The 13,196-nt window shown below is 62.0% G+C and carries 11 protein-coding genes; 5 read left to right on the top strand and 6 right to left on the bottom strand.

Annotation, left to right across the window (positions count from 1 at the left end; all coding sequences use genetic code 11):
* Positions 1 to 2 precede the first annotated feature (2 nt).
* Positions 3 to 1,154 carry an acyl-CoA dehydrogenase family protein gene (locus tag AB4N41_RS22005; RefSeq protein ID WP_041480377.1) on the top strand — a complete coding sequence of 384 codons (1,152 nt, stop codon included), beginning with the start codon at positions 3 to 5 and terminating at the stop codon, positions 1,152 to 1,154.
* 457 nt (positions 1,155 to 1,611) lie between these two features.
* On the opposite strand, the gene AB4N41_RS22000 is transcribed toward AB4N41_RS22005, so the two are convergent.
* The 6 genes from AB4N41_RS22000 to AB4N41_RS21975 all read right to left on the bottom strand — a co-directional run bounded on the left by AB4N41_RS22000 (position 1,612) and on the right by AB4N41_RS21975 (position 8,629).
* Positions 1,612 to 2,385 (bottom strand): enoyl-CoA hydratase, encoded by a 774-nt coding sequence (locus AB4N41_RS22000; protein WP_016774718.1) that lies wholly within the window; start codon positions 2,383 to 2,385, stop codon positions 1,612 to 1,614.
* Positions 2,386 to 2,400: 15 nt separating this feature from the next.
* Positions 2,401 to 3,528, bottom strand: a complete 1,128-nt coding sequence (locus AB4N41_RS21995; protein WP_236168829.1) for an acyl-CoA dehydrogenase — start codon at positions 3,526 to 3,528, stop codon at positions 2,401 to 2,403.
* Between the two features lie 142 nt (positions 3,529 to 3,670).
* A complete protein-coding gene (locus tag AB4N41_RS21990) occupies positions 3,671 to 4,864 on the bottom strand; it encodes an acetyl-CoA C-acyltransferase (RefSeq protein ID WP_252876291.1) in 1,194 nt (397 codons plus the stop codon).
* Between the two features lie 12 nt (positions 4,865 to 4,876).
* On the bottom strand, positions 4,877 to 5,638 hold the full coding sequence (locus AB4N41_RS21985; protein WP_095180010.1) for an SDR family NAD(P)-dependent oxidoreductase: 762 nt from the start codon (positions 5,636 to 5,638) through the stop codon (positions 4,877 to 4,879).
* Between the two features lie 18 nt (positions 5,639 to 5,656).
* Positions 5,657 to 7,321, bottom strand: coding sequence for an AMP-binding protein (locus tag AB4N41_RS21980; protein ID WP_252876290.1), 1,665 nt, complete (start codon positions 7,319 to 7,321; stop codon positions 5,657 to 5,659).
* A 291-nt stretch (positions 7,322 to 7,612) separates the two neighbouring features.
* Complete coding sequence (locus AB4N41_RS21975; RefSeq protein ID WP_252876289.1) at positions 7,613 to 8,629, bottom strand: AraC family transcriptional regulator; 1,017 nt, start codon at positions 8,627 to 8,629, stop codon at positions 7,613 to 7,615.
* 272 nt (positions 8,630 to 8,901) lie between these two features.
* Between AB4N41_RS21975 and efeU the strand changes: the two genes are divergently transcribed.
* The 4 genes from efeU to efeO (AB4N41_RS21955) are packed head-to-tail and all read left to right on the top strand — an operon-like array spanning position 8,902 to position 13,101.
* Positions 8,902 to 9,741: an iron uptake transporter permease EfeU gene (gene efeU / locus AB4N41_RS21970; protein WP_252876288.1), complete on the top strand. Its 840-nt coding sequence runs from the start codon at positions 8,902 to 8,904 to the stop codon at positions 9,739 to 9,741.
* A gap of 8 nt (positions 9,742 to 9,749) precedes the next feature.
* Positions 9,750 to 10,934 (top strand): iron uptake system protein EfeO, encoded by a 1,185-nt coding sequence (efeO, locus tag AB4N41_RS21965; protein WP_252876287.1) that lies wholly within the window; start codon positions 9,750 to 9,752, stop codon positions 10,932 to 10,934.
* A 17-nt stretch (positions 10,935 to 10,951) separates the two neighbouring features.
* Positions 10,952 to 12,250, top strand: a complete 1,299-nt coding sequence (gene efeB / locus AB4N41_RS21960) for an iron uptake transporter deferrochelatase/peroxidase subunit (RefSeq protein WP_252876286.1) — start codon at positions 10,952 to 10,954, stop codon at positions 12,248 to 12,250.
* A gap of 26 nt (positions 12,251 to 12,276) precedes the next feature.
* Positions 12,277 to 13,101: an iron uptake system protein EfeO gene (gene efeO, locus AB4N41_RS21955; RefSeq protein ID WP_150742120.1), complete on the top strand. Its 825-nt coding sequence runs from the start codon at positions 12,277 to 12,279 to the stop codon at positions 13,099 to 13,101.
* Positions 13,102 to 13,196: the final 95 nt, after the last annotated feature.

The following is a 13,196-nucleotide window of genomic DNA, read 5'->3' as shown; positions in this document are numbered from 1 at the left end:
TCATGCACGATCTCGAACTGACTGAAGAACAAGTGATGATCCGCGACATGGCCCGGGATTTTGCCCGTGGCGAAATCGCGCCCCACGCCCAGGCCTGGGAAAAGGCTGGCTGGATCGACGACGCCCTGGTGGCGAAGATGGGCGAGTTGGGCTTGCTCGGCATGGTTGTGCCGGAAGAATGGGGCGGCACCTACGTCGATTACGTCGCTTATGCGCTGGCGGTTGAGGAAATCTCTGCCGGTGACGGCGCGACCGGCGCGTTCATGAGCATTCACAACTCGGTGGGCTGCGGCCCGGTGCTCAACTACGGCAGCGACGAACAGAAACAGACCTGGCTGGCCGACCTGGCCAGTGGGCAGACCATCGGTTGCTTCTGTCTGACCGAACCCCAGGCCGGTTCCGAAGCGCACAACCTGCGCACCCGCGCCGAACTGCGCGACGGCCAATGGGTGATCAACGGTGCCAAGCAATTCGTCAGCAACGGCAAACGGGCAAAACTGGCGATCGTCTTCGCGGTAACCGATCCGGACTTGGGCAAGAAAGGCCTGTCAGCGTTTCTGGTGCCGACCGACACGCCGGGTTTCATCGTCGATCGCACCGAACACAAGATGGGCATCCGTGCTTCCGACACTTGCGCGGTGACGCTGAACAACTGCAGCATCCCCGAGGCCAATCTGCTCGGCGAGCGTGGCAAGGGCCTGGCGATTGCCCTGTCCAACCTTGAGGGCGGACGCATCGGCATCGCCGCGCAGGCATTGGGCATTGCCCGGGCAGCGTTTGAAGCGGCGCTGGCCTACTCGAAAGACCGGGTGCAATTCGACAAGCCGATCATCGAGCACCAGAGCATCGCCAATCTGCTCGCGGACATGCACATGCAGATCAACGCCGCGCGGTTGCTGATCCTCCATGCAGCGCGGCTGCGCACGGCGGGCAAACCATGCTTGTCCGAGGCTTCGCAGGCCAAGCTGTTCGCATCGGAAATGGCCGAGAAGGTCTGTTCGTCGGCGATCCAGATTCATGGCGGCTATGGCTATCTGGAAGATTACCCGGTCGAGAAGTACTACCGCGACGCGCGGATTACCCAGATCTATGAAGGGTCGAGCGAGATACAGCGGATGGTGATTGCGCGGGATTTGAAGAACTATCAGCTGTAATGGCGTTGGCCCTTCCCCTCACCCCAGCCCTCTCCCCAGGGAGAGGGAGCCGACCGAGTCGGTTACGGATTCAGCGGCAACCTTTCAGGTCGGCGTAATTCGCCCATATCACGCGGTCAGTCCCCTCTCCCCAGGGAGAGGGAGCCGACCGGGTCGGTTACGGATTCAGCGGCAACCTTTCAGGTCGGCGTAATTCGCCCATATCACGCGGTCAGTCCCCTCTCCCCAGGGAGAGGGAGCCGACCGGGTCGGTTACGGATTCAGCGGCAACCTTTCAGGTCGGCGTAATTCGCCCATATCACGCGGTCAGTCCCCTCTCCCCAGGGAGAGGGAGCCGACCGAGTCGGTTACGGATTCAGCGGCAACCTTTCAGGTCGGCGTAATTCGCCCATATCACGCGGTCAGTCCCCTCTCCCTGGGGAGAGGGCTAGGGTGAGGGGCTTTTGAAGCTCACACACTATTTGCCTTGGAATGCAGCCTCACGCTTGGCAATAAACGCCGCCATCCCTTCCTTCTGATCCTGCGTCGCAAACGCGGCATGAAACACCCGCCGCTCGAAACGCACGCCTTCGCTCAGGTTGACCTCGAACGCGCGGTTGACGCTCTCCTTGATCATCATCGCAATCGGCAGTGACTTGCCAGCGATCACCGCTGCGACTTTCAGCGCTTCATCAAGCAGCTCATCGCTCGGCACGATCCGCGCGACGATGCCGCAGCGCTCGGCTTCCACCGCGTCGATCATGCGCCCGCTCAGGCACATTTCCATGGCTTTGGCTTTGCCCACCGCGCGGGTCAGGCGCTGAGTGCCGCCCATGCCCGGCAGCACGCCGAGGTTGATTTCCGGCTGGCCGAATCTGGCGTTGTCGCCCGCCAGGATGAAGTCGCACATCAGCGCCAGTTCACAGCCGCCGCCGAGGGCGAAACCATTGACCGCGGCGATGATCGGCTTGCGTCGGTTGGCGACGCGATCGCTATCGCTGAACAGATCGTCCATGTAGATCTGTGGATAGGTCAGCTCAGCCATTTCCTTGATGTCCGCGCCGGCAGCGAAAGCTTTTTTCGAACCGGTGAGGACGATGCAGCCGATATGCGCATCGGCTTCCAGCGTATCGAGGGCGTGGTTCACTTCGCTGACCAGTTGCGCATTGAGCGCGTTCAGCGCCTGCGGCCGGTTGAGGGTGATCAGGCCAACGCGGTCGCGGGTTTCCAGCAGAATCGTTTCGTAAGTCATGAATAAAATTCCTTGTCAGAGATTGCGCGAAATGACCATGCGCTGAATGTCGCTGGTGCCTTCGTAGATCTGGCAGACGCGCACGTCGCGGTAGATGCGTTCCAGCGGGAAGTCGTTGAGGTAACCGTAACCGCCGAGGGTTTGCAAGGCCATGGAACAGACCTTCTCGGACATTTCCGAGGCGAACAGCTTGGCCATCGACGCTTCGACCAGCGCCGGTTGGCCGCTGTCACGCAAGGCCGCGGCGTAATGCACCATTTGCCGGGCGACGGCAATTTGCGTGGCCATGTCCGCCAGGCGGAACGCCACGGCCTGATGCTCGATGATCGGCTTGCCGAAGGTGTCACGCTCGCGGGCGTAATCACGAGCGGCTTCGAACGCGGCGCGGGCCATGCCGACGGCTTGCGAGGCGATACCGACGCGGCCGCCTTCAAGGTTGGCCAAGGCAATCTTGTAGCCCTCGCCCTCCTCGCCCAGCCGATTGGCCACCGGCACTTTCACATCTTCAAAAAGAATCTGGCAGGTGTCGGACGCGTGCTGGCCGAGTTTGTCTTCGACCCGCGCGACCTTGTAGCCGGGCGAGTCGGTCGGCACGATAAACGCGCTGATCCCGCGCTTGCCGGCGCTCGGGTCAGTCACGGCAAACACGATAACGATGCCGGCGTTCTGCCCGGAGGTGATGAACTGTTTGCAGCCGTTGAGCACGTAGTGATCGCCGTCCAGCCGCGCGCGGGTTTTCAGGCTGCTGGCATCGGAACCGGCCTGCGGTTCGGTCAGCGCGAAGGCGCCGAGCATCGCGCCGCTGGCCAGCGGTTTGAGGAAGCGCTCGCGCTGATCGTCATTGCCGAACTTGAGAATCGGCACGCAGCCGACCGAGTTGTGCACGCTCATGATCGTCGAGCAGGCACCGTCGCCGGCGGCGATTTCTTCCAAAGCCATGGCGTACGCGAGGTAGCCGGTGTCACAGCCGCCCCACTGCTCCGGCACGAGCATGCCGAAGAAGCCCAGCTCAGCCATCTCGGCGATGGCTTCCTTGGGGAAACGGTGCTCGCGATCCCACTCGGCGGCGAACGGCTTGAGCCGCTCCACGGCAAACTGCCGGGCCATGTCGCGGATCTGGGTCTGGTCTTCGTTGGGGATCATGGTGAGTCCTTGAAATCTGAGTACGACATTGAACCCTGTGGGAGCGAGCCTGCTCGCGAAAGCGGTGTGTCAGTCACGCATGTGCTGGCTGAAACGACGTCTTCGCGAGCAGGCTCGCTCCCACAGTTGATCGGCGATGCCTTCAGTAAACGCATTCCACAGCCATGGCCGTGGCTTCGCCGCCGCCAATGCAGATCGCTGCAATGCCGCGCTTGAGTTGTTTCTGCCGCAGTGCCGCGAGCAACGTCACCAGAATCCTCGCTCCCGAGGCACCGATCGGATGGCCCAGCGCGCAGGCGCCGCCATGCACATTGAGCTTGTCGTGGGGAATCTCCAGGTGCGTCATCGCCGCCATGCCGACCACGGCAAACGCTTCGTTCACTTCAAACAGATCCACCTGATCCAGCGCCCAACCGGTCTTCTTCACCAGTTTCTTGATCGCGCCAATCGGTGCGGTGGGAAACAGCCCAGGGGTATCAGCGAACGCAGCATGCCCATGAATCACCGCCAGCGGCTTGAGGCCCAGTTGCTGCGCATGGGACTGCCGCATCAGCACGAGCGCCGCCGCGCCGTCGGAAATCGAGCTGGAGTTGGCTGCGGTGACCGTGCCGCCCTCGCGGAACGCCGGTTTCAGCGAGGCAACCTTGTCGAGTTTGGCTTTTGGCGGCTGTTCATCATTGCTGATCACCACCTGCTCTTTGCCGACAGTCACAGTCAGCGGGACGATTTCGTCCTTGAAGCTGCCGTCCTGGATCGCCTGTTGTGCGCGGGTGGTCGAGGTAATGGCGAAAGCGTCCTGCGCCTCGCGGCTGAAGCCGTTGGCCTCGGCGCAATCCTCAGCGAAGGTGCCCATCAGGCGGCCCTTGTCGTAGGCGTCTTCGAGGCCGTCGAGGAACATCGAATCGAGCACGCGGCCATGGCCCATGCGATAGCCGGCGCGGGCACGATCGAGCAGGTACGGCGAGTTGGACATGCTTTCCATACCGCCGGCGATCACCACGTCGGCACTGCCGGCAAGCAGCATGTCGTGAGCCATGATGGTGGTCTGCATGCCCGAGCCGCACATCTTGTTCACCGTGGTGCAGCGCGTCGATTTATCCAGCCCGGCGCCCAGCGCAGCCTGACGTGCCGGCGCCTGACCGAGGCCGGCGGGCAGTACGCACCCAAACAGCAGTTCATCAACCGCGTCGCTGGCGACACCGGCGCGTTCGACCGCAGCCTTGATCGCCGCCGCGCCGAGTTGCGGTGCGGTGAGGCTTTTCAACTCGCCCTGAAAACCGCCCATCGGTGTGCGGACAGCGCTGACGATAACAATCGGATCATTGGACATAGTCATGACTAATCCTCCTTACTTGGCGGCCATGCGCAAGGCGCCGTCGAGACGGATCACCTCGCCGTTGAGCATGCTGTTTTCGATGATGTGGCGCACGAGCGCGGCGTATTCGGCAGGCTTGCCCAGACGCGGCGGGAATGGCACGCCGGCGGCCAGCGAATCGCGCACTTCCGGGGTCATGCCGGCCATCATCGGCGTTTCGAAAATGCCCGGTGCGATGGTCATCACGCGGATGCCGAAGCGCGCCAGTTCGCGGGCGGCCGGCAGGGTCAGGCTGGCGATCGCACCTTTCGAAGCCGAGTACGCGGCCTGGCCAATCTGGCCGTCGAACGCTGCGACCGAGGCGGTGTTGATGATCACTCCACGCTCACCGTCAGCATTGGCTTCGCTTTCGGCAATCGCCGCAGCGGCGAGGCGCAGCATGTTGAAACTGCCTATCAGGTTGACGTTGATCACCTGCGCGAAGCTGCTGAGTGCGTGCGGGCCGTTCTTGCCGAGAATTTTCTCGCCGCGAACGATGCCGGCGCAGTTGATCAGGCCATTTACGCTGCCAAACGCGGCGATCGTCGCTTGCACCGCCGCTTCGGCAGCCGCCTCATTGCTGATGTCAGCAACCACGCTTTGCGCACCCAGGCGCTGCGCCTGAGCGGCGACGGCTTCAGCGTTCATGTCGACCAGCATGACTTTGGCGCCGGCACTGACCAGCAATTCCGCGCTCGCGGCACCGAGGCCTGACGCGCCGCCGGTGACGATAAAAACCTTGTTCTCGATCTGCATGACGGTGTTCCCTTGGATTCAAGCTGAAACTCTGTGCGCCGCGGCCTCTTGAGCCTTGGCGATTTCCTGGTTGCGCAAGATAAAGCGCTGCAATTTGCCACTCGGGGTTTTGGGCAATTCGCTGACAAATTCGATTTCACGCGGGTACGAATGCGCGGCCAGACGCTTGCGCACGTGTTGGCGCAGTTCTTCGGCCAACTCCGGCGCGGCGCGGTACTGCGCGCTCAGCACGACAAAGGCTTTGACCAGTTCGGTGCGTTCCGGGTCAGGTTTGCCGACGACCGCCGCCTCGACCACCGCCGGGTGTTCGATCAGGGCACTTTCCACGTCGAACGGGCCGACGCGGTAGCCCGAAGTGGTGATCACATCATCACTGCGGCCGACGAAGCTGATGCTGCCGTCCGGGTTCCACTCCACGGTGTCGCCGCTTAGATAGTAGTTGCCGACGAAGGCCTTGGTCGGCGCGCCTTCGTAGCCGCCGAACCAGCACATCGGCGACTGCGGGCGGTCGATGGCAAGAATGCCCGGCTGACCGACGCCGAGTTCGTTGTATTGCTCATCGAGCACGACGATGCGATGGCCCGGCGAAGCGAAACCGGCGGCGCCGACATGCACCGGGTGCTCGAGGCCGTGGTGGTTGCACAGCACCATGCCCAGTTCGGTCTGGCCGTAATGGTCGTGGATGACCACGTCGAGGTTGTCGGCGAACCAGCGGATCACTTCCGGGTTCAGCGGCTCACCGGCGCTGCTGACGATGCGCAGTTTGCCCTTGATCGATCTGGCGAACTCCTCGCCACCGGCAATCAGCAAACGATAGGCAGTGGGCGAGCCGGTGAGATTGGTAATGCCGTATTTGTTGATCACCCGGCAGGTGCTTTCGAGGGTGAACGGGCCATCATAGAAGGTAATCGGGTGCCCCAGCGCCAACGGCCCGGTGACGCCGAAATAGATGCCATAGGCCCAGCCCGGATCGGCGACGTTCCAGAACGCGTCTTCGGGACGCAGGTCCACCGCATCGCGGGTGTAACTCTGGAAGGCGACGATGGCTTTGAGCGGCACTGACAGCGCTTTCGCCGGCCCCGTGGTGCCCGAGGTGAACATCAGCAGGAGCGGGTCTTCGCCGGTCAGTAACACCGGTTCGCAAACATTGGAATGGTTGGCCAGCTCAGCCCAGAAACTGAAATCACCACGAACGATGCCCTGACCTTTCTCACCGCCAACGGTGACGACGGTCGGGCAGGCGCTGACTTCACTGAGCTTGGGGCGATTGACCGCATCGGTGATCACGACTTTCGCCCCGGAACTGTTCAGGCGATGTTCGAGGGCTTTGGGGCCGAACGCGGTGAATAGCGGCTGATACACCGCGCCGATGCGCCAGGTGGCGAGCACGGTGATGAGTAATTCGACGTTGCGCGGCAGCAGGCCGGCGACCTTGTCGCCCTTCTGCACGCCCTGGGCGAGGAGGAAATTGGCGAAACGCGCGGCTTTGTCTTGCAGATCAGTGAAGGTGTAAGTCGCACTCGAGCCGTCGCGACCTTCCCAGAACAACGCAATACGCCCGGGCAAGGCATGGCGGTCGCAACATTCGACGCAGGCGTTGAGTGCCGCCAGCGTGCCGCTGAGCGACGCATCGACGGTGTGCTGATAGTTGAACTGTTCGGTGGCAGACAAGTAATCGCGCATTGCCAGAATCCCTCGGTGTTTTTATTAGGCTGGGAACCGTAAACAACACAGGGATAGTCGCGCCGCGCGGGGCTTGGGGCAATGGTCAAAGTTATCAAAGTGGCTGACTGGTTTGGCCAAGAGGTTGCGGCCGCATGCCCTGTAGGAGCTGACGAGTGCAACGAGGCTGCGATCTTTTGATCTTGATTTTTACCATCAAGTACAAGATCAAAAGATCGCAGCCTTCGGCAGCTCCTACAGGGGAACGCATTTCAAAAATGTGGGAGCGAGCCTGCTCGCGAAGGCGTCGGGTCAGACCACCTCATTGAGGATCAGCGTCCGGTAATGCCCCGGGTTCGACCCCGACCACTTGCGAAACGCTTTGTAGAACGAACTGGCATCAGCAAAGCCCAGCCGTGTTGCGATCTCGACAAAACTGATCGAAGGCTCCGCCAGCCAGGTAATCGCCAGCTCTTTGCGCACGCTGTCTTTCAGCCCCTGATAAGTCTGCCCTTCCTCGGCCAGACGCCGGCGTAATGTCGACGCGGACATACAAAATTGCTGGGCCAGCGCCTCGGTTTCCGGCCATTGCTCGGCGGGGAGCTGCCGCAGATCCTGCTTGATCCGGCTGGCCAGGCTGTCGGGGTCGCGGTACTTGACCAGAATGTTGGCCGGCGCCTGGGCGAGAAAGCGCTTGAGTTCTTCGGCACTGCGTTTGATCGGCAGATCGAGGCAATCGGCGGAAAAAATCATCCGCGTACGTGGGCGCTCAAACCGCAGGTTTTCCGAAAACATCACCCGATAATCGTCGATGAAGTCCGGTTCCGCGCAGCGCAGTTCAATCGCCAGAATCGGAATCCGCCGCCCGGCCAGCCAGCACGCGACGCCGTGCACGATCATCCAGTAAGTGAAATAGGTGAAGGCGCGGCGCGGTTCGGCGTCGTCTTCGAGCAGGACGATTTCCGCCAGGCTCTGCTGATGCACCAGTTGCGCCGGCAGTTTTTCCAGCATCAACGACAGGAACGTCAGACCGGTATCCAGCGCCGCCGCCAGCGTCGGTTGCGCCATGGCGCTGCGACACAAAAACGCCAGGCTGCCGGATTTGAGCGGGCGCGGGTCCATCCCGAAGAACTCGTCATCACCGCGTCGCGCCAGCAGGCGCCAGAGTCTGGCGTATTGCGAGGCCGGCACCCTGCCCTCATCGGCCGCTAACAAAGCCGGATCGATGCCGACCTTGGTCAACGCCTCATCCGTCGCCGCGCCCGGGGCACAGCTTTGCAGCAACGCTTCGCGCACCAGTTGAATGGCAATGGTGTCTTTTTCTGCCATGGAGCGAGGTGAACCTTGTTGTTTTTCGGTGGTGGGCATCTTAACCCAGCTGCTGATTTCACCGCAGGGCCAATGTGGGAGCGAGCCTGCTCGCGAACGCGGTGTGTCAGATAAACAAATGTCACAGGCATACCGCATTCGCGAGCAGGCTCGCTCCCACAGGAATCACAGTTGTTCAGCTAAGGTTCAGCTAAATGTCAATGAATGCCATTTGGGAATGAGTGTCATTATGTTACAACTTAGCCTCCTATCTAAATCGCTGTGGCTCGCCAATGCTCGTTCCCTTTTTGATCATGTTGCGCGAAGGCATCGAGGCCGCGCTTATCGTCGGCATCATTGCCAGTTATTTGCAGCAGACCGGCCGTGGCCAATGGATGCCAGCGGTATGGATCGGCGTTTTCCTCGCTGCTGCCCTTGCGCTGCTGATCGGCGGTGGCCTGGAGCTGGTGAGCGCTGAATTCCCACAGAAGCAGCAGGAGTTGTTCGAGGGCGCGGTCGGTCTGGTCGCCGTGGGCATTCTCAGTTCGATGGTGTTCTGGATGCGCAAGGTCGCGCGGTCGATCAAGCACTCGCTGCAAGCCTCGCTGGATCAAGCGCTGACGCAATCCAGGCATCAAGTGATTGCATTGATCGCCATGGTTTTCTTCGCCGTCGCTCGCGAAGGCCTGGAGACCGTGTTCTTCCTGCTCGCCGTGTTCCAGCAAAGCGAAGGCCCGGGCGCGCCGATTGGCGCCCTGCTCGGCCTGATCCTGGCGGTGATCGTCGGTTTCCTGATCTACAGCGGCAGCATGCGCCTCAATCTCTCGGCGTTCTTCAAGTGGACCGGATTGTTCATCCTCGTGGTCGCTGCCGGGATCCTCGCCAACTCGGTGCAGGCGCTGCATGAAGCCGGGCTGTGGAATCACCTGCAAACGGTGCTGTTCGACTTCAGCGCGACGCTGCCGATGGACGGCCCGCTGGGCTCGGTGCTGGCCGGCATGTTCGGCTATCAGGATGCGCCGACCGTCAGCACCCTGGGTGCGTATCTGATTTATCTGCTGCTGGCGCTGGTGATGTTCTTCATGCCCGCGCCGCGCCAGGCGCCGTCAACGACTTCCGTTTCCAGCCAATAAGGCCCTTCATGTCTACTACCCAAACCCCTCCGGCCCTGCGTTGGGCGCTGGCCGGCTCGGTGCTGCTGATGGTCGCCGCCGGCGGGCTGTTCTGGTACGCCTCGAACATGGCCGCCGCCAAGCGTCAGCACAACCACGATGAAATCGTCGTAAACATCCATCCGCACAGTTGCGAGCCAAATGCCCTGACGGTGCCCGCCGGCCGCGCCAGTTTCCGCATCGTCAACCGCTCCGAGCGGGCGGTCGAGTGGGAAATTCTCGACGGCGTGCTGGTGGTCGAAGAGCGGGAAAACATCGCGCCGGGCCTGAGCCAGGTGATCAACGCCAACCTGCAACCGGGCGACTATGCGATCACTTGCGGCTTGCTCAGCAACCCGCGCGGCACTTTGCACGTCACACCGACGGCCGCTTCCGATGCCGCCGCCAAGGCCAAGCCGTCGATGGTGGCTTTCGTCGGGCCGCTGTCGGAATTTCGCGTGTATCTGGCGGTTCAGGGCAGCGCGTTGATCAAAGCGGTGACGGCGCTGAATCAGGCGATCGCCAGTGGCAATCTTGATCAGGCGCAAGCGCTTTACCTGCCGGCGCGCGCTGCCTATCAGCGTCTGGCGCCGGCGGCGCAGCGTCTGGCCGAGCTGGACAACCACATCAATGCCCGCGCCGATTATTTCGAAAAGCGCGAGCTGGATCCGGCGTTCGTCGGTTTCCATCGCCTCGAATACGCGCTGTTCCAGCAGCGCAATCTCGACGACGTTGCGCCGACTGCCCAGCGCTTGCTCGCTGACGTCACCACCCTCAAGCAACAGTTGCTCGCGCAGTCGCTGCCGCCGGAGCAACTGGTGAGTATCGTCGTGCGCAACCTCAACAGCCTCGCCGAGGTGCGCGCTGCCAGCGGCGAAGAGGAGCGCTACAGCCACAGCGATCTCAACGGTTTCGCCGCCAACGCCCAAACCGCGCGCAAGGTCGTCGACCTGTTGCGCCCGATGCTGAGCAAATCAGCCGCTGACGTGTTAGCGAATGTCGACCAGGCCATGAGTGATTTCGACAGCCAGCTCAACGCCTTCAAATCCGCCGATGGCTACGTCAGTTACGACGCCGTGACCGCCGCGCAACGCCAGCAGATCGCCGCCAAAGCCAAGGCTCTGGCCACGGCACTGGATGGCATCGACCCCGCCCTCGGCCTTTCCGGCCTGTAAGCAGAAGACCACGACAGATGAACGATTCAGAACCTCTCAACCTGCAACGGCGCCGCGTGCTGATGGGCATGGGCGCCGCCGGTGTCGCCCTTGCCGGATCGGCGCTGAGCTGCCCAGCCATGGCCGCGCAGCCTGCGCAAGTCACCGAAGCGCCGAGCAGCGACAAGACCGAAGACCGCCACGATTTCCACGGTGTGCACCAGGCCGGCATCGTCACCCCGCGTCCGGCCTCCGGGATGGTGGTGGCGTTCGATGTGCTGGCCAGTGATCGCGAAGACCTTGAGCGGCTGTTCCGCACTCTCAACGAACGCATCGCGTTTTTGATGAAGGGCGGCCCGGTCGCGCAGATCGACCCGAAACTGCCGCCGCTGGACTCCGGCATCCTCGGCCCGGTGGTCACCCCGGACAATCTGACCATCACCGTTTCCGTCGGCGATTCGCTGTTCGACGAGCGCTTCGGTCTCACGGCGGCAAAGCCCAAGCGTCTGCAACGCATGGTCGGCTTTCCCAACGACGCGCTGGACGCCGATTGCTGCCATGGCGACCTGAGCCTGCAGTTCTGCGCCAACACCGCCGACACCAACATTCACGCCCTGCGCGACATCGTCAAGAACCTGCCCGACCTGCTGCTGGTGCGCTGGAAACAGGAAGGCAGCGTGCCGCCGCAAGCCCCGGCCAAACCCGGTGTGCCGGCGCAGTCGGCGCGCAACTTTCTCGGTTTTCGCGACGGTTCGGCCAACCCCGATTCCAACGACGCCAAGGCCATGGAGCGGATTGTCTGGGTGCAACCGGGCAGCGACGAGCCGGCCTGGGCTGCCGATGGCAGTTATCAAGCGGTACGCATCATCCGCAACTTCGTCGAGCGCTGGGATCGCACGCCGTTGCAGGAGCAGGAAAGCATTCTCGGCCGGGTCAAGAGCAGCGGCGCGCCCATCGGTGGCCACACTGAAAGCGAAGTGCCGGATTACAGCAAGGATCCGGCCGGCAAGCTGACCAGGCTCGATGCGCACATTCGTCTGGCCAACCCGCGCACCGCCGCGACCCAGGCCAATCTGATCCTGCGCCGGCCGTTCAACTACTCCAACGGCGTCAACAAGAACGGCCAGCTCGACATGGGCCTGCTGTTCATCTGTTACCAGGCTGACCTGGAACAAGGCTTCATCACCGTGCAGACCCGCCTCAACGGTGAACCGCTCGAGGAATACCTCAAACCGGTCGGCGGCGGTTACTTCTTCACCCTGCCCGGCGCTACCGGCGATGACGACTTCATCGGTCGCTCGTTACTCGCTGCCACCTCCCAAAACAAAACCGCATGACACCCAACCGACACTGGAGCCGCCCCATGAAAAAGACGCCACTCGCGTTATTGCTGACCCTTGGTTTGCTCAACACCCCGCTGGCGGCGTTCGCCGCGACCGCGCCGCTGGATCTGGTGGGGCCGGTGTCGGACTACAAGATTTACGTCACCGAGAAACTCGATGAGCTGGCCAGCCACACCCAGCAGTTCACCGACGCGGTGAAGAAAGGCGATCTCGCCACCGCGCAGAAGCTCTACGCGCCGACGCGGGTGTATTACGAGTCGATCGAGCCGATTGCCGAGCTGTTCAGCGATCTCGATGCGTCCATCGATTCTCGCGTCGACGACCATGAAAAAGGCGTAAAGGCTGAAGACTTCACCGGATTCCACCGCATTGAATATTCGTTGTTCGCGGAAAAAACCACCAAGGGTCTGGATGCATTGGCCGACGGTTTGAACAAAGACGTGCAGGACCTGCAAACCCGTGTGGCCGGTCTGACCTTCCCGCCAGAGAAGGTCGTCGGCGGCGCTGCTGCGCTGTTGGAAGAAGTCGCGGCGACGAAGATTTCCGGCGAGGAAGACCGCTACAGCCACACCGACCTGTACGACTTCCAGGGCAACATCGACGGGGCGAAGAAGATCGTTGATCTGTTCCGTCCGCAGATCGAACAGCAGGACAAGGCGTTTGTTGCCAAGGTCGACAAGAACTTCGCCACGGTCGACAAGATCCTCGCCAAGTACAAAACGGCGGATGGCGGCTTTGAGACCTACGACAAAGTGAAGGACAACGACCGCAAAGCGCTGGTCGGGCCGGTGAATACGCTGGCGGAGGATCTTTCGATGATGCGCGGGAAGTTGGGTCTGAACTGATTTTTTAGCCTCTGGTCTGGCCCCTTCGCGAGCAGGCTCGCTCCCACAATTGGAATGCATTTCCCTGTGGGAGCGAGCCTGCTCGCGAAAGCTAT

The organism is Pseudomonas sp. S2_A10, from assembly GCF_054668465.1.
The sequence above is the reverse complement of the archived record's forward strand: the minus strand, read 5'-3'. Positions and strand labels throughout refer to the sequence as shown.

Excerpts from the sequence above, each read along its gene's own strand:
- AB4N41_RS22005 (WP_041480377.1), top strand. The coding sequence starts at position 3 with ATGCACGATCTCGAACTGACTGAAGAACAAGTGATGATCCGCGACATG.
- AB4N41_RS22000 (WP_016774718.1), bottom strand. The coding sequence starts at position 2,385 with ATGACTTACGAAACGATTCTGCTGGAAACCCGCGACCGCGTTGGCCTG.
- AB4N41_RS21995 (WP_236168829.1), bottom strand. The coding sequence starts at position 3,528 with ATGATCCCCAACGAAGACCAGACCCAGATCCGCGACATGGCCCGGCAG.
- AB4N41_RS21990 (WP_252876291.1), bottom strand. The coding sequence starts at position 4,864 with ATGACTATGTCCAATGATCCGATTGTTATCGTCAGCGCTGTCCGCACA.
- AB4N41_RS21985 (WP_095180010.1), bottom strand. The coding sequence starts at position 5,638 with ATGCAGATCGAGAACAAGGTTTTTATCGTCACCGGCGGCGCGTCAGGC.
- AB4N41_RS21980 (WP_252876290.1), bottom strand. The coding sequence starts at position 7,321 with ATGCGCGATTACTTGTCTGCCACCGAACAGTTCAACTATCAGCACACC.
- AB4N41_RS21975 (WP_252876289.1), bottom strand. The coding sequence starts at position 8,629 with ATGGCAGAAAAAGACACCATTGCCATTCAACTGGTGCGCGAAGCGTTG.
- efeU (WP_252876288.1), top strand. The coding sequence starts at position 8,902 with ATGCTCGTTCCCTTTTTGATCATGTTGCGCGAAGGCATCGAGGCCGCG.
- efeO (WP_252876287.1), top strand. The coding sequence starts at position 9,750 with ATGTCTACTACCCAAACCCCTCCGGCCCTGCGTTGGGCGCTGGCCGGC.
- efeB (WP_252876286.1), top strand. The coding sequence starts at position 10,952 with ATGAACGATTCAGAACCTCTCAACCTGCAACGGCGCCGCGTGCTGATG.
- efeO (WP_150742120.1), top strand. The coding sequence starts at position 12,277 with ATGAAAAAGACGCCACTCGCGTTATTGCTGACCCTTGGTTTGCTCAAC.